This window comes from Reichenbachiella faecimaris, from assembly GCF_900176375.1.
GTDB lineage: Bacteria > Bacteroidota > Bacteroidia > Cytophagales > Cyclobacteriaceae > Reichenbachiella > Reichenbachiella faecimaris.
Window position 1 is genome coordinate 1,078,464 of sequence record NZ_FWYF01000002.1, and the last position, 14,197, is coordinate 1,092,660.

The following is a 14,197-nucleotide window of genomic DNA, read 5'->3' on the forward strand; positions in this document are numbered from 1 at the left end:
AAGCAAATTCATTGGAACAAAAAAGAACTTTATCTAATCGGCTAACAACCAAATATTTGCTCATTGTAAGAAATGAGGAAAATTTTGCGGAAAAATCCACCTATAGTTTCACCTACTCAAAGATTATCTTGGTATTGGTGCTTTCCTTTTTTGCTTTCTTTGGATTGAGCTTTTATCTATCTACCTCATTGCTTGAGGCTTGGTTTGATCCTAGGTTTGCAGAGTTAAAGGCAACCAAAGAAGTCATGGAATTGGCAACCAGAGTCGATTCCCTCCAATTAGAAGTAAGGAAGAAAGATGATTTTATATCCAACATTAAAACCATCATGTCAGGTGAAGATGCACAATACACTGATGTAGATAACTCTGGGACTATAGAAAGTAGTGAGATTACTGAAATAGTAGAATCACGAGTGATTAATCCCATAGATTCTCAGTTCAGAGAAGAATTTGAAAAAGGAGGATTGGAATTTCAACTGACTGATAATCGATTGTCTGAAGAATTACAAGACTTCTTTTTATTTAAACCAGTAGATGGTATTGTGTCAGAACACTTCGATCCTCAGATAGATCATTTGGCCATCGACATTGTGGCCAAACAGGATGAGCCTGTGAAATCTGTAGCAGATGGCACAGTGATATTTGCTTCCTGGACCCAAGACAGTGGCTATGTTATGGCCATTCAGCATAGGGGTAATCTGATCTCTATGTATAAGCACAATTCGGATTTGTTGAAAAACGTAGGTAATTTTGTGACTGCAGGAGAAGTAGTATCTATCATTGGCAACACTGGTGAGCTTACTTCAGGCCCGCATTTGCATTTTGAACTGTGGTACAATGGTAATCCCATTAACCCAGAGGAATTGATTAGATTTTAATAAACACCTGTACTAATGTTTAATAATAAGCAAGAAATCAAAGAAGTGGAAGAATTAAGTAATTCAAGCAACATCATAGGCAAGGGAACCCTTCTTAATGGTGACATCGAAACTTACGGTAATATCCGTGTAGAAGGAAAGATCGTTGGCAACATGAAAACCAAGTCTAAAGCAGCTTGCGGGCATTCATCTCATATCGAAGGCAACTTGGTCGCACAGAACGCTGAAATTGCCGGTCAGGTGACTGGCAAGGTGGAGGTTTCTGAATTGTTGATCCTTAAGCCATCAGCCATCATCAATGGAGATATTATTACCAACAAATTGATAGTAGAATCTGGAGCTACCTTTAATGGTGGATGTAAAATGGGTGTAACCATCAAAGAAATTCAAATTGGAGAAACACCAGAAGGAAAATCAAAACTCCTCAAAGCCGAATAAGGAAAAGGAACAGTCCCTTTCTTATTTAAAATTTTCGGGGATGGCTTTCGAAATGCTTGCCTATATTATCTTGGGCTACTGGATAGGTAGTCAATTAGATAAGTATTTCGAATACGAATCCATTCTCACACTCATTGGAATATTGTTAGGTATAGCAGGCGCGCTGATCAACTTATTTCGAAAACTTCCAAAAAATTAATTCATGAAAGAATTGTCTAAAATCTCTGTTTTCACAGGGATTTTAATTTTAGTAAGCTACTGTCTTATGGAGGTGTTCAAGTTTTCATTTGTGCACCCTGCCATATATCAAATTCTGGGGTTTCTTTGGTTTCTGTACACCAGCATACATATTACCCATTTACTGGTAGCGAAAAACCCAAATATTGAAAGTGCCATTCTACCACTTGTTGGTTTGGGTCTGAGGTTTTTAGTATCACTTTTTACAGTGATGATTTACCTCATCAAGTTTCCAGAAAATTCCGCATTGTTCGTTCTCAATTTTATGGCTGCCTATTTAATCTACGTAGTGTTTGAAATCACAGCCTTATTGTCTAACTTGCGACGAAATTCAAGTCAAGATCAAAATACATGATTAACGGTCGAATTATGACAACAATTAAGCATCTGAAAATCAGCATTTTATTTACGGTTTTCGGTCTGTTTGTATCACAGGCGAGTTTTGCAGGAGAAGCGAAAGAAGGAGAGAAATTTGACCCTAGTGTGATGATCAATCATCACATCATGGATGCACATGATTGGCATCTTTTTGATCTCAAAGATGACGATGGTGAAGTACATCCAGTAAGCATTCCTTTACCTGTTATTTTATGGGACAATGGGTTGCAGATATTTATGTCATCCGAGTTTCATCATGGTCATGACGCTGTAGAGCGTAATGGCAATTATTATTTCAATGCACATGAGCACATTTATAAAACTGATGCAAATGGCACTTTGGAGTATGACGAGGCAGGCGCCATCACCAATGCCCATCCGCTAGACCTTTCTATTACTAAAAATGTAGCTATGCTACTGATCAATGCCACTGTAATGGTTTTGATATTTTTGGCAGTAGCCAGAGGATATAAGAAAAATGTAAAGCGGGCACCTAAAGGTGTTCAGTCATTTTTCGAACCGATCATTATCTATGTCAGAGATGAAATCGTAAAGCCAAACATTGGCCCTAAATATGAAAGGTACTTGCCTTATCTATTAAGCTTATTTTTCTTTATTTGGTTTGGAAACCTATTAGGGCTCTTGCCAGCTGCAGCTAACCTTACGGGTAATATTGCTGTTTGTATGGCTTTAGCTGGTCTTACATTGATAATAACTTTGGCCTCAGGAAGAAAAACCTATTGGTTGCATATATTAGATCCATTAGGTAACAGCATGCCGTGGTTGGCTAAGTTTCCTTTGTATCTTATCCTTTGGCCAATCGAAATTCTAGGAATATTTATTAAGCCTTTCTCATTGATGATTCGTTTGTTTGCGAACATCACAGCTGGGCACATTATTATATTGAGTATCATAAGTTTGACTTTCATTACGCAGAGTATAGCAGTAGGAGTTGCTTCTACAGCATTCGCCACTGTGATGAATATGTTGGAGCTATTTGTAGCACTACTTCAGGCTTATGTATTTACACTGTTGACGTCTATGTATTTTGGTCAGGCAGTAGAAGAACATCATTAAGAAAATTATTTTTTTTAACCATATAAATTAACTGTAATGGGAGCAATAGGAGCAGGATTAGCAGTACTAGGAGCAGGTCTTGGTATCGGAATGATCGGTAAAGGCGCAACTGAAAGTATCGCTAGACAACCTGAAGCAGCTGGTAAAGTTCAAACAGCAATGATTATCGCAGCAGCCTTGATTGAAGGTGTTGCCTTGTTTGCTGCAGTAATTGGCTTTATGTCTGTAAACGCAGGAAATTAATTTTTCTGGCTTGGCTCTGTTTGCATTAGGCATCAGGGCCAGGTCTTATTTCAATTAAAAAAAATATAATGGAATTAGTTACCCCCGGTATTGGACTTATCATTTGGCAGACCGTCGTATTCTTAGCTGTATTTGGAATATTGGCTGCATTCGTATGGAGACCAATCACAGATGCGTTGAGAACGAGAGAGTCGTTTATTCAGGACTCTTTGGACGCGGCAGAAAATGCCAAAAAGAAAATCGAAGAGCTGAAGCAAGACAATGAGTATTTGCTAGAAGAGGCTCGCGTAGAAAGAGACAAGATGATCAAAGATGCGACCGAGATTGCTAACAAAATCAAGGAAGACGCTAAAGACGAAACATCTAAGATCACGGCAAAAATGATAGAAGATGCGAAATCAGTGATCAACACTGAGAAAAACGCTGCTTTGGCTGACGTGAAGAATTTGGTGGCTGAACTATCATTGGATATCGCTGAGAAAGTCTTGAAAAATAGCCTGGCTGATAAAAAGGCTCAAGAGACTTTAGTTAAAGATTTAATCAAAGACATAAAAGTAAACTAGTATGTCAGAATTTAGGATAGCATCGAGATATGCAAAATCTCTTCTTGAGCTGGCTGAAGAAAAAAAGTGTCTGGATGAGGTAGTAGCTGACATGGAGCAATTTGCTGCAGTCTGTAAAGACAACCATGATCTTGTTTTGATGTTGAAAAACCCGATCATTGGCCACTACAAGAAGCTAGCTATCCTTAAGGAAATTTTCAAAGGCAAAGTCAATGATTTGACCATGGCTATTTTTGAAATCCTTGCGAAGAAGAATAGAGAGATGTATTTGCCTGAGGTAGCAGCAGCGTTCAAAGCTCAGTATTATACTTTCAAAGGTATCGTGGAGAGTACAGTTACTACAGTACACCCGATCTCTGATGCAGTAAGAAAAGAAATCAGTGCCATCGTGAAAAAGATCACAAATAGCGAAGTGGTACTTACCGAAAAAACTAATCCAGATTTGATTGGTGGTTTCGTTTTAAAAATTGGTGATAAACAAATAGATGATAGCGTAAGTGGCAAATTGAAGGAATTAAGACTTCAGTTTGTTGATAAAGGTTATCAAAGTAAAATGTAATCACCACAAGGTGATTTGTCAATAAGAAATTAAAAGATCTAAAATTAACTACAGTAATGGCAGATGTAAGACCAGATGAAGTTTCATCGATATTGAGAGAGCAACTCTCGAACTTCAGAACAGAGGCTGAATTAGAGGAAATAGGTACAGTACTACAAGTGGGTGATGGTGTAGCCAGAATCTACGGTTTGACTGAAGCACAGTCAGGTGAACTTTTGGAGTTCGAAAATGGCTTGAAAGCTATGGTTTTGAACCTGGAAGAAGACAACGTAGGAGCTGTGTTGCTTGGTGAATCTTCTGACGTAAAAGAAGGTGATACCGTAAAAAGAACAAAGCAAATTGCTTCTATCAAAGCTGGTGACGGCTTGTGTGGTAGAGTAATCGACACTTTGGGTAATCCTATCGATGGTAAAGGTGCTATCTCTGGTGACCTTTACGAAATGCCATTGGAGCGTAAAGCCCCTGGTGTAATCTACAGACAGCCTGTAGATGAACCACTTCAAACGGGTATCACTTCTATCGATTCTATGATTCCGATTGGAAGAGGCCAAAGAGAGTTGATCATTGGTGACCGTCAGACAGGTAAGACTGCCGTGGCCATTGATACCATCATCAACCAAAAAGAATTTTATGATAAAGGAGAGCCAGTATTTTGTATCTACGTTGCTGTAGGACAAAAGGCTTCTACTGTTGCTGGTATCTATGCTGCTTTGGACAAAGCAGGTGCGATGGATTACACAGTAATTGTTTCTGCTTCTGCTTCTGACCCTGCTCCAATGCAGTTCTTTGCTCCATTTACTGGTGCTGCTGTGGGTGAGTACTTCAGAGATACTGGACGTCCTGCATTAGTGATATATGATGATTTATCTAAGCAGGCAGTTGCTTACCGTGAAGTTTCTTTGCTTTTGAGAAGACCTCCAGGGCGTGAAGCATATCCGGGTGATGTATTCTATCTTCACTCAAGATTATTAGAAAGAGCAGCTAAGGTCAACGATAACGATGACATTGCAAAAGACATGAATGACTTGCCTGAGTCATTAAAAGGCAAAGTCAAAGGTGGCGGTTCTTTGACCGCACTTCCAATTATTGAAACACAGGCGGGCGATGTTTCTGCATATATCCCTACCAACGTGATTTCTATTACAGATGGTCAGATTTTCTTGGAAACTAACTTGTTTAACTCTGGTATCAGACCAGCAATTAACGTTGGTATCTCTGTATCACGAGTAGGTGGAAATGCTCAGATCAAGTCAATGAAAAAAGTAGCAGGTACCTTGAAACTAGACCAAGCTCAGTTTAGAGAACTAGAAGCCTTCGCTAAATTCGGATCTGATTTGGATAACGCTACTCGTTTGGTAATTTCAAGAGGGCAGAAAAACCAGGAAATCTTGAAGCAAGCACAATACTCTCCAATACCAGTTGGTGAGCAGGTAGCTACTATTTATGCTTCTACTAAAGGTTTCATGGATAAAGTACCTGTAGAAAAAGCTAGAGCTTACCAAGCTGAATTTGTAACCGTAATGAAAACTCAGCACGCCGACATCTTGTCTGCCCTAGCTGCTGGTAAGTTCGACGACGATACAACAAGTAAATTGGGCGAAGTAGCGAAAGAAGTAGCTACAAGATTTGAAAACTAAGAAGCTGCAATGGCTAATTTAAAAGAAGTAAAAAACAGAATATCGTCTGTAACCTCAACTCAGCAGATTACTAGTGCCATGAAAATGGTGGCGGCTGCTAAATTGAAAAGAGCACAGGATAAGATCACTCAGATGAGACCTTATTCGCAAAAGCTTACGGGCTTATTGCAAAATGTGTCTGCAGGTATGGATGATAATGCTGATAATATCTACGGTCAGGAACGTGAAGTAAACAATGTACTTCTCGTAGTGGTTTCTTCTGACAGAGGGTTGTGTGGCGCGTTCAACAACAACGTGTTCAAAGCAACAGTAAATCTGATAGAAGAAAAATACTCTTATGAAAGCAAACACGATGGTGTTCACATTTTGCCATTGGGTAAAAAGGCTTTTGAGTTTTTCTCTAAGAGAAATTATCAGGTTGTTGAAGATTACTATGGAATTTTTGGAAACCTGTCATTTGATCAGGCGAAAGTGGCTGCGGAGTACGTGATGAAGTCTTTTGTTGATGGTGATTACGACAAAGTAGAATTAGTTTACAACGAGTTTAAAAATGTAGCCACTCAAATCCTTCAAGTAGAGCAATTCTTGCCAGTAGAGCAAGTAGAGGCTGCTGCAGAAGAGGCTGAGTCAGCTTTCACTAATCAGGAATATATCTATCAGCCATCTATGCAATATGTGGTTGAGGAATTGCTCCCGAAGTCGCTGAAAGTTCAGTTTTACAAAGCAGTGCTTGAATCTAATGCTTCTGAGCACGGTGCTCGAATGACTGCCATGGATCAAGCCACAGACAATGCTGGCGAAATGTTGAAAGCGTTGAAACTGACTTACAACAGAACGCGTCAGGCAGCTATTACTAAGGAAATACTTGAAATCGTAGGCGGTGCTGAGGCATTGGCGAGTGATGGATAAGGTGATATAAAACACAAACGAAAGGCTGAGCTTTATTTAAGTTCAGCCTTTTTTGTTTTAGATTGTATAATGAATTTCTTCTGGCGAATAGTATTAGTTTTTCGTTGGTTGTCACTCGACGTGGTAGCTGGAGGAGTCATTTTTACCTTGGCCATAAGCCGCGTAGCAGGAATAGATATCCAGTGGAGCATTCCAGTAGCTTTAGGCTGCTGTATATGGCTCATATATACACTGGATCATTTGATTGACGGGAATAGTCTAGACCGAGATCCAAGCATGAAACGCCATGTTTTTCACAGAAAATATAGAAAGCCCATATTCATAGCATTTGCCTTGCTTTCTTGCTTTGGACTGCGAGTGTTGTTCTTCCTGCCCTATCAAACGCTAATTTATGGGTGCGTATTACTCGGTTTGGTCGGGCTCTACTTTTTGTCCATTTGGTTGTTCAAAATTTATTTCGCCAAAGAAATATTCATAGCTGTGCTCTATGCCTGTGGCATATACTTAGGTAGCTTTTCTCTGAAACCTGATTTGGATATGGTGACATACCTATTGTTTATCCAAACAGTATTGATGGCTTCAATCAACCTCTTGCTGTTTTCTTACTATGAAGTAGGGCAAGATACCCAGGATGGGCATCAATCTTGGGCGACGCATTTCGGTGTGGTCAAAACCCTCAATCACATGCGATTTTTACTTATCCTACTTGGAGTTTCGATTGGATCTACTTTTTTATTCAAGCTTTCAAATGATCAGCTTATTTTGCAAATGATCTTTATGGGGATGTCAGTCATTCTTGGAATGATCTACCTAAAGCCTACTTGGTTCAAGCAGAACGAAAGGTTTCGCTGGGTGGGTGATTTAGTCTTTCTTTTCCCTGGTATGATATTTTTGTTTTGAATGACTACAATCGAATCGCCTGGATTTATGATGTGTTGGCTCATTGGGTTTTTCGAGGCAATATTCTAAAATCTCAGACTCGTTTTCTTTCCCAATTGCAGCCGAACAACCGAGTGCTAATTATTGGCGGTGGTAGTGGTCGAGTACTCGAATCCATAGTTCAAGAAGACATTCCACTCACCATCCACTTCATCGAACCCTCAGAACAGATGATCGAAAAGGCAAGGAAACGTGAATTGAAATCGTCAAATTTGGATGTAAGTTTTTATCAAACAAGGTTTGAGTCTTTTGATACAAGTGACAAATATGATGCAGTGTGTTGTTTCTATTTTTTAGACCTATTCAAAAAAAAATCATTGAACCTGCACTTAGCACATATCAAAGCCTTGATGAATAATCAGGCTATTTTGCTAGTATCTGATTTTCAGAATAGAAAAGGAACATGGTGGCAAAAAGGACTATCTATGGTTATGCATGTTTTTTTTAAATTCACCACAGGGTTAGAAAGTAATAAATTGGAAGATTTTGATTGCGCAATTGTGGCATCTGGTTTTCATAGGGATTCTGATGCAGATTTTTTTTCTCAATTTATCTTTAGTGCTGTTTATAAAAAAGAAGTCTCTAAAAATGGAAACCATTCTTAAACAGGCATGTCTATAAAGTATTCAAAGGCAGAAGTGAAAAACATTCAATACGACATACATAATAAACTTATACTTCAGTGCAAAGCAGGAGATCGTGTGGCGCAGAATGAATTGTATAAGCGGTATGCTGGTGCCATGTACAACATCTGTCGACGAATAATGAATGACGAGGACGAAGCTCGTGATCTGTTGCAGGATGCTTTTGTTGAGGCATTTATGAAAATTCATAACCTCAAGGAATTGAGCACTTTCAGTGCTTGGATCAAAAGAATCACGGTCAACAAATGCATTAATGCGATCAAAAAGAAACGGATTTTTGCCATTTCTATAGATGAGAATGTTGACCCTGCTGATGAGGATGAGTTTATAGATAAAGAAATTATTGGGCATGAGGCTCAAGCGATAATGAAGGCCTTAGAACAAATATCAGATGGATGCAGGACTGTATTCAATTTGTATTTGTTTGAAGGATATGATCATAAGGAGATCAGTCAGATAATGGGTATCTCAGAGTCTGCTTCTAAATCACAATACAGCAAGGCGAAACAGAAAATTCGTGATTTGTTAGAAACCCAAAAATTCCGTAGCTATGGAAACAAATGATTTAAAAAACTTTATTGATGTGAATCGTGAGTCTTTTGAGATTTACGATTATCCACAAGAGGATTGGCCTTCCATTTCAGATAAACTAGATCAATCAGAGAAGCGCGCTAAAAGTGTAGTGATACCACTCAAGTATGTTTGGCGATCAGCAGCAGTTTTTCTACTACTGACTGGAGCTGCCTTTTATATGAGCTGGGTCAATTGGAACAATCAGGCGCAAGAAGTAATGATGAGTTCTGAGTTGCAAGAAGCTGAGTATTACTATGGCGAGTTGATCGCTACCAAAGTGGCACACATCTCGCAGTTAGACCATAATGCAGAACAGGTGGTGTTTCGAAATATGGAAACAATGGATCAGGCATTCAATGAGTTGAAATCAGATTTGAAGGATAATGCTGACAATGAAGAGGTGATTCACGCCATGATAGATAACTACAAAATCAAATTAGAGATTTTGGAACAAATCATTGAGCAACTAGAGGATAGAAAAGAACTATGACAGAGCAAAACCCATATCGTGTTTGGGGTAAGGCCATCCTGATTTTGATTGGAGTCATATTGGCTGCTTATGTGACTCATGCCCAGTCTAGGACTTTGGTCAAAAATATTTCTCAGTCTTTTAAAGTAAATCCCAAGTCAGCAGTAGAACTGACCAATAAGTATGGGCAGGTGATTATGGAGACTTGGGATAGAGACTCCGTACGGGTAGAAGTGAAAATTACTGCTTATGGCAAAAACGATGAAACCCTGTCAAAGAACATGGAACGCGTGGATGTGGACTTCACGAATTTTGGTGATGTATTGACTATTGAAACCATATTAGACCGCAATTCAAGTGTGTTTAAAGAAGTCATCAACAGCCTGGGAGATTATTCCAAAACGCTGATTAGCAAGAACAAAATCAGCATAGATTATCAGTTGACCATTCCTCAGAAAGCCTCGTTGAAATTGGATAATAAATATGGTGATGTATATATAGAAAGTCTGACTCAGGAGTCCACTATTAGCGTAGCACATGGGGATTTCAAAGCTGATGAATTATCTGGCACAAGTAGGTTGAATTTGAGTTTTTGTAAGGCTCGAATTAAAAAGCTGGACAAGGCATTTTTAGAATTGAAAGGAGCAGAATTGTATTTGAGGGACGGAGGAGATCTTGTCCTTACAAGTAGTTCATCTACGTTTGAGGTGAAGACTGTCCAAAGCTTGAAAGTAGACTCACGCAATGACAAGATACATTTGGAGAAAGCTACTGCTGTGAGAGGCTATTCTAGCTTTTCTAATATATTGATAGATAGTATGCTCGATCGTATAGATATGGAACTCAATTATGGCGATTTATTAGTGCATAGTGTCAATAGCAATTTTAATCTTGTAAACTTAAAAAGCAAAACAGCAGATGTCAATATCAGTTTGGACATGGGGTCTTATTTTTCGGCCACACTCACAGGACGCGACGACCGTATGTACCTGACTTCCAATTTCATGGGAATGAACAAAACTCGAAGCTCAGAAAATGACAAAATCATAACCCTTACGGGCGTAGTTGGGATGATAAAACCAAAACAAAGCCAAGTGACCATAGAAGGGGAGTCTGGAGAAGTGACTGTCTATCTAGAAGAAACTGGTGGAATTACCAATAAAAACTAATCAAGGTCTAACTCGATGAAGCAAATGTATTTAACTAGGGCAGTGTGGTTTTTCATGCTGCTGATATTAGGCTGGGGACAAACCCAGGCTCAGCAATATGATCGTTCGGCAGGGATCAGACTGGGTGGCAGCTCAGGATTAACATTCAAGAAATTTATTATAGACGAACAGGCAGTTGAATTGATTGTTAGTAATCGTAAAAATGGCATCCAATTGACCATACTGCATCTGCTACACCAGCCTATGCATGTGTCCTTCAACGAAAACTTCTTTTTCTACTATGGAGTAGGTGGACACGTAGGATCAGAAAAGCATAGTGGGATAGAGAAAGAGTTATCCAATTTTGACCCAAATGATTTCAACTATGTTGATAAAAACTATCTGACACTGGGAATAGATGGAATGATTGGAATAGAGTACCGAATGCTTAGTGTGCCTATCACATTGAGTATGGATTTAAAGCCTTATCTCAATTATGTGGGATTTAGGAAAGTAAAGGCAGATTTCTGGGACGCATCAATAGCCATCAAATATGTATTCTAATTCTATGATCATGAAGCAATTGAAGTACCTACTAATTATTATGGGGTGTATGGCTTTCAACCAAAGTCAAGCTCAGCAATATACCGACAAACCAAAAAACAGTGAGGTAAAGTCGCTAATTGGAAAAGAGAAAGATATTACTGGTTTTGGAAATATTGATTTTAGAGTTGGAGAAATGGTGGATCAACAGGCGCTGGTGATAGGAGCCTATGGGGGCCTGCTTATCAATAAAAATTTCATGTTTGGAGTGGCAGGTTATGGACTGGCCACAGAATCAAAATTCGAAGGGTACAATCCAGAAACCAATGAAACTCGGGAGCTCAATTTATATGGCGGATATGCAGGTATGTTATTGGGGTTCAAAGTGGCTTCCAGGGAAATCATTCACTTAAGTGTGCCAATGATCATAGGGGCTGGCCAGCTAGATGTTTCTGACGACAATTATTTTGACTTGGCCAATGGAGATAATGAATTCGTATTGGAGTCTACTTCTTTTTTTGTTTTCGAACCTACAGCACTTGTGGAGCTCAATATTTCTCATCACTTCAGGTTAGGATTTGGCGTTGGGTATAGACTGGTTAGGGGGTCATCTTTAGAAAATTTGAGTGACGATGACCTGACTGGATATTCTGGCGTAGTATCTATTCAGCTAGGCAAGTTTTAGAACCAGCTTCCAACTGAAACTGAGAGGCTAGCCCCAGGCTAAATTTATTGGCTGTTGACTAATTCTAAAATATCGTCAATATATTGTCTGTCATTCGCCAATCTAGGTACTTTGTTCTGCCCCCCTAGTTTACCTCTTCTTTTCATCCATTCATAAAAGGTGCCAGGTTTGGCAGAATGTAGTGTTGGCATTTTGAGCGCGATATCTTTGTGCCGTTTGGCGTCATAGTCAGAATTGACTTCTCTCAGTTTCTCGTCCAGTATGATGGCAAATCTCTCCAGACTATCTGGGCATTTCTGAAATTCAATCACCCATTCGTGCCCACCACTTGTTTTATCTGTGAAATGGATAGGCGCTGCTGTGAAATTTTCTATTACTGCCCCAGTCATTTCGCAAGCATGCGTAATAGCTGTCTCCGCATTCTCAACGACTAATTCTTCTCCAAAAGCATTGATGAAATGTTTCGTTCTACCCGCTATTTTGATGCGATAAGGATCAGTGGAAGTAAACTTGATGGTATCTCCAATGCTATATCGCCAAAGACCAGCATTGGTAGTGATTACCATGGCATATATTTCGCCAATCTTCACTTCACTCAATCCAATGGTTTTGGGATGCTCCTTTTGGATTTCATCGTAAGGGATAAACTCATAGAAGATGCCGTAATCAAGCATGAGCAATAGTTCATCTGAATCCGATTGATCTTGGATACCAAAAAATCCTTCAGAAGCAGTATAGGTTTCTACATAGTTCATTTGATCTGATGGGATCAACTGGTTGAACAAAGAGCGATATGGGCCAAATGCCACTGCTCCATGAAAGAATACCTCCAGATTGGGCCAGACATCCAGAATGTTATCCGTGCCCTTCATTTCTTTGATGCGTTGAATTAATGGAATAGTCCAGGTGGGTACTCCCGAGATATTCGTCACATTTTCATTGGCCGTTGACTCCGCCATCTTCTGTATTTTCTCCTCCCACTTATCCATGAGGGCTACGTCCAAAGAAGGGGTCCGAATGAACTGGGCCCAGATTGGTAAATTTTGCATGATTACTGCAGACACATCACCATAGTGCGAATCCATTTTGGGATCAAATTCATTCACTTGATGACTGCCGCCAATAGCCAATCCCTTGCCAGTAAACATCTGTGTATCTGGATTGTTGTTTACATAGATGGAGATGAGATCTTTACCACCCTTGAAGTGGCAGTCCTCCAGGGCCTCTGGCGAAACAGGAATGAATTTACTTCGCGCATTGGTAGTACCAGAGGATTTGGCAAACCATTTAATATCCGAAGACCAAAGTAACTTCTGCTCTCCTTTCATCCTGCGTTCTATATATGGGTAGAGTGATTCATAGGCCTGAACAGGTACTATTTCCTTGTATTGCTCATAGGTTTTGATGCTTTTGAAATCATACTTTTTGCCAAACTCTGTGTCTTTGGCAGCATGAAGTAAGCGAGTCCAGATTTCTTTCTGAACTTCGTGTGGGTATTTCATGAAAAGCTCCATTTGATGGATTCGCTTTCTCATGACCCAGGTAAGGATGGAATTAAAAAGAGGCACGCTAGCTTAAATTTTTCTTTTCAATTCGAAATGCCTTCCCAGATAGACACGTCGCACCTGTTCGTCCGCAGCCAATTCCTCTGCTGTTCCTGATTTGAGCAATTGACCTTCAAACATTAGATAGGCTCGGTCTGTGATGGAAAGCGTTTCTTGTACGTTGTGGTCAGTGATCAAGATGCCAATGTTTTTGTTTTTCAATTGAGCCACCACCATTTGAATTTCTTCAACAGCAATGGGATCAACACCTGCAAATGGTTCATCCAACAGGACGAAATGGGGATCTATTGCAAGTGCTCTGGCTATCTCAGTTCTCCGTCGCTCTCCTCCAGATAAGGCAATACCAAAGTTATTCCTTACATGAGTTAAACTAAACTCTTCCATCAAGGCCTCGGCTTTTTCTTTTTGCTCCTTCTTGGTGAAATTTTTCATTTCGAGTACAGCGAGAATGTTTTCCTCAACCGTCAGTTTTCTAAATACAGAAGCTTCCTGTGCCAAGTAGCCAATACCCAGCTTAGATCGTTTATACATTGGCAGGTCTGTGATATCCTTATCGTCCAAATAGATGTGGCCACTATTTGGCTTGATCAACCCTACTGTCATATAAAAGCTAGTGGTTTTTCCTGCACCATTTGGCCCCAGCAGGCCTACGATCTCCCCTTGGTCTACCTTCACGGAAATACCTTTTACTACCGTTCGACTCTTATATTTC

The 14,197-nt window shown here is 39.7% G+C and carries 19 protein-coding genes (1 of these 19 running past the window's edge); 17 read left to right on the plus strand and 2 right to left on the minus strand.

Annotated elements, in window-relative coordinates:
• Positions 1–11 precede the first annotated feature (11 nt).
• From B9A58_RS12430 to B9A58_RS12510, 17 genes are all read left to right on the plus strand, one after another.
• Entirely contained in the window at positions 12–878 is an 867-nt protein-coding gene (locus tag B9A58_RS12430) for a M23 family metallopeptidase (RefSeq protein WP_084373161.1), read from the plus strand.
• A gap of 15 nt (positions 879–893) precedes the next feature.
• Positions 894–1,316: a bactofilin family protein gene (locus B9A58_RS12435; RefSeq protein ID WP_084373162.1), complete on the plus strand. Its 423-nt coding sequence runs from the start codon at positions 894–896 to the stop codon at positions 1,314–1,316.
• Positions 1,270–1,515: an AtpZ/AtpI family protein gene (locus B9A58_RS20720; RefSeq protein ID WP_262502006.1), complete on the plus strand. Its 246-nt coding sequence runs from the start codon at positions 1,270–1,272 to the stop codon at positions 1,513–1,515. The genes B9A58_RS12435 and B9A58_RS20720 overlap by 47 nt, the downstream gene beginning before the upstream one ends.
• Before the next feature lie 3 nt (positions 1,516–1,518).
• The gene (locus B9A58_RS12445) at positions 1,519–1,908 is read left to right on the plus strand and encodes a hypothetical protein (RefSeq protein ID WP_084373164.1); all 390 of its coding nucleotides are present in this window, start codon (positions 1,519–1,521) and stop codon (positions 1,906–1,908) included.
• A gap of 14 nt (positions 1,909–1,922) precedes the next feature.
• Positions 1,923–3,008 carry a F0F1 ATP synthase subunit A gene (gene atpB, locus B9A58_RS12450; RefSeq protein ID WP_084373227.1) on the plus strand — a complete coding sequence of 362 codons (1,086 nt, stop codon included), beginning with the start codon at positions 1,923–1,925 and terminating at the stop codon, positions 3,006–3,008.
• Positions 3,009–3,044: 36 nt separating this feature from the next.
• Entirely contained in the window at positions 3,045–3,251 is a 207-nt protein-coding gene (gene atpE / locus B9A58_RS12455) for an ATP synthase F0 subunit C (protein ID WP_084373165.1), read from the plus strand.
• Positions 3,252–3,319: 68 nt separating this feature from the next.
• Positions 3,320–3,814, plus strand: coding sequence for a F0F1 ATP synthase subunit B (gene atpF / locus B9A58_RS12460; protein WP_084373166.1), 495 nt, complete (start codon positions 3,320–3,322; stop codon positions 3,812–3,814).
• Between the two features lies 1 nt (position 3,815).
• Entirely contained in the window at positions 3,816–4,373 is a 558-nt protein-coding gene (gene atpH / locus B9A58_RS12465; protein ID WP_084373167.1) for an ATP synthase F1 subunit delta, read from the plus strand.
• Between the two features lie 56 nt (positions 4,374–4,429).
• Positions 4,430–6,010, plus strand: a complete 1,581-nt coding sequence (gene atpA / locus B9A58_RS12470; protein WP_084373168.1) for a F0F1 ATP synthase subunit alpha — start codon at positions 4,430–4,432, stop codon at positions 6,008–6,010.
• A gap of 9 nt (positions 6,011–6,019) precedes the next feature.
• Complete coding sequence (atpG, locus tag B9A58_RS12475; protein ID WP_084373169.1) at positions 6,020–6,919, plus strand: ATP synthase F1 subunit gamma; 900 nt, start codon at positions 6,020–6,022, stop codon at positions 6,917–6,919.
• Between the two features lie 108 nt (positions 6,920–7,027).
• Positions 7,028–7,819: a UbiA prenyltransferase family protein gene (locus B9A58_RS12480; protein WP_139793864.1), complete on the plus strand. Its 792-nt coding sequence runs from the start codon at positions 7,028–7,030 to the stop codon at positions 7,817–7,819.
• The gene (locus B9A58_RS12485) at positions 7,816–8,463 is read left to right on the plus strand and encodes a class I SAM-dependent methyltransferase (RefSeq protein WP_176214767.1); all 648 of its coding nucleotides are present in this window, start codon (positions 7,816–7,818) and stop codon (positions 8,461–8,463) included. The genes B9A58_RS12480 and B9A58_RS12485 overlap by 4 nt, the downstream gene beginning before the upstream one ends.
• 6 nt (positions 8,464–8,469) lie before the next feature.
• The gene (locus B9A58_RS12490) at positions 8,470–9,066 is read left to right on the plus strand and encodes an RNA polymerase sigma factor (protein ID WP_084373172.1); all 597 of its coding nucleotides are present in this window, start codon (positions 8,470–8,472) and stop codon (positions 9,064–9,066) included.
• Complete coding sequence (locus B9A58_RS12495; RefSeq protein WP_084373173.1) at positions 9,053–9,565, plus strand: hypothetical protein; 513 nt, start codon at positions 9,053–9,055, stop codon at positions 9,563–9,565. Before B9A58_RS12490 ends, B9A58_RS12495 begins: the two co-directional genes overlap by 14 nt.
• On the plus strand, positions 9,562–10,713 hold the full coding sequence (locus B9A58_RS12500) for a hypothetical protein (RefSeq protein ID WP_084373174.1): 1,152 nt from the start codon (positions 9,562–9,564) through the stop codon (positions 10,711–10,713). The genes B9A58_RS12495 and B9A58_RS12500 overlap by 4 nt, the downstream gene beginning before the upstream one ends.
• Before the next feature lie 24 nt (positions 10,714–10,737).
• Positions 10,738–11,256, plus strand: a complete 519-nt coding sequence (locus tag B9A58_RS12505) for a hypothetical protein (protein ID WP_139793865.1) — start codon at positions 10,738–10,740, stop codon at positions 11,254–11,256.
• 10 nt (positions 11,257–11,266) lie between these two features.
• Complete coding sequence (locus tag B9A58_RS12510; RefSeq protein ID WP_139793866.1) at positions 11,267–11,920, plus strand: hypothetical protein; 654 nt, start codon at positions 11,267–11,269, stop codon at positions 11,918–11,920.
• A gap of 44 nt (positions 11,921–11,964) precedes the next feature.
• Here the strand turns inward: B9A58_RS12510 and B9A58_RS12515 are convergent, their stop codons facing one another.
• Positions 11,965–13,455, minus strand: a complete 1,491-nt coding sequence (locus tag B9A58_RS12515; protein ID WP_245827074.1) for a GH3 auxin-responsive promoter family protein — start codon at positions 13,453–13,455, stop codon at positions 11,965–11,967.
• Between the two features lie 39 nt (positions 13,456–13,494).
• A protein-coding gene (gene lptB / locus B9A58_RS12520) for an LPS export ABC transporter ATP-binding protein (protein ID WP_084373178.1) crosses the window boundary here: on the minus strand, positions 13,495–14,197 show its 3' portion. It continues 29 nt past the right edge of the window; only the last 703 of its 732 coding nucleotides appear in the window; its start codon lies off the right edge, out of view; it ends in the stop codon at positions 13,495–13,497.

Excerpts from the sequence above, each read along its gene's own strand:
- B9A58_RS12510 (WP_139793866.1), top strand. The coding sequence starts at position 11,267 with ATGAAGCAATTGAAGTACCTACTAATTATTATGGGGTGTATGGCTTTC.
- B9A58_RS12515 (WP_245827074.1), bottom strand. The coding sequence starts at position 13,455 with ATGAGAAAGCGAATCCATCAAATGGAGCTTTTCATGAAATACCCACAC.
- B9A58_RS12435 (WP_084373162.1), top strand. The coding sequence starts at position 894 with ATGTTTAATAATAAGCAAGAAATCAAAGAAGTGGAAGAATTAAGTAAT.
- B9A58_RS12500 (WP_084373174.1), top strand. The coding sequence starts at position 9,562 with ATGACAGAGCAAAACCCATATCGTGTTTGGGGTAAGGCCATCCTGATT.
- B9A58_RS12490 (WP_084373172.1), top strand. The coding sequence starts at position 8,470 with ATGTCTATAAAGTATTCAAAGGCAGAAGTGAAAAACATTCAATACGAC.
- B9A58_RS12505 (WP_139793865.1), top strand. The coding sequence starts at position 10,738 with ATGTATTTAACTAGGGCAGTGTGGTTTTTCATGCTGCTGATATTAGGC.
- atpH (WP_084373167.1), top strand. The coding sequence starts at position 3,816 with ATGTCAGAATTTAGGATAGCATCGAGATATGCAAAATCTCTTCTTGAG.
- atpG (WP_084373169.1), top strand. The coding sequence starts at position 6,020 with ATGGCTAATTTAAAAGAAGTAAAAAACAGAATATCGTCTGTAACCTCA.
- atpF (WP_084373166.1), top strand. The coding sequence starts at position 3,320 with ATGGAATTAGTTACCCCCGGTATTGGACTTATCATTTGGCAGACCGTC.
- atpE (WP_084373165.1), top strand. The coding sequence starts at position 3,045 with ATGGGAGCAATAGGAGCAGGATTAGCAGTACTAGGAGCAGGTCTTGGT.
- atpA (WP_084373168.1), top strand. The coding sequence starts at position 4,430 with ATGGCAGATGTAAGACCAGATGAAGTTTCATCGATATTGAGAGAGCAA.
- B9A58_RS12445 (WP_084373164.1), top strand. The coding sequence starts at position 1,519 with ATGAAAGAATTGTCTAAAATCTCTGTTTTCACAGGGATTTTAATTTTA.
- atpB (WP_084373227.1), top strand. The coding sequence starts at position 1,923 with ATGACAACAATTAAGCATCTGAAAATCAGCATTTTATTTACGGTTTTC.
- B9A58_RS12495 (WP_084373173.1), top strand. The coding sequence starts at position 9,053 with ATGGAAACAAATGATTTAAAAAACTTTATTGATGTGAATCGTGAGTCT.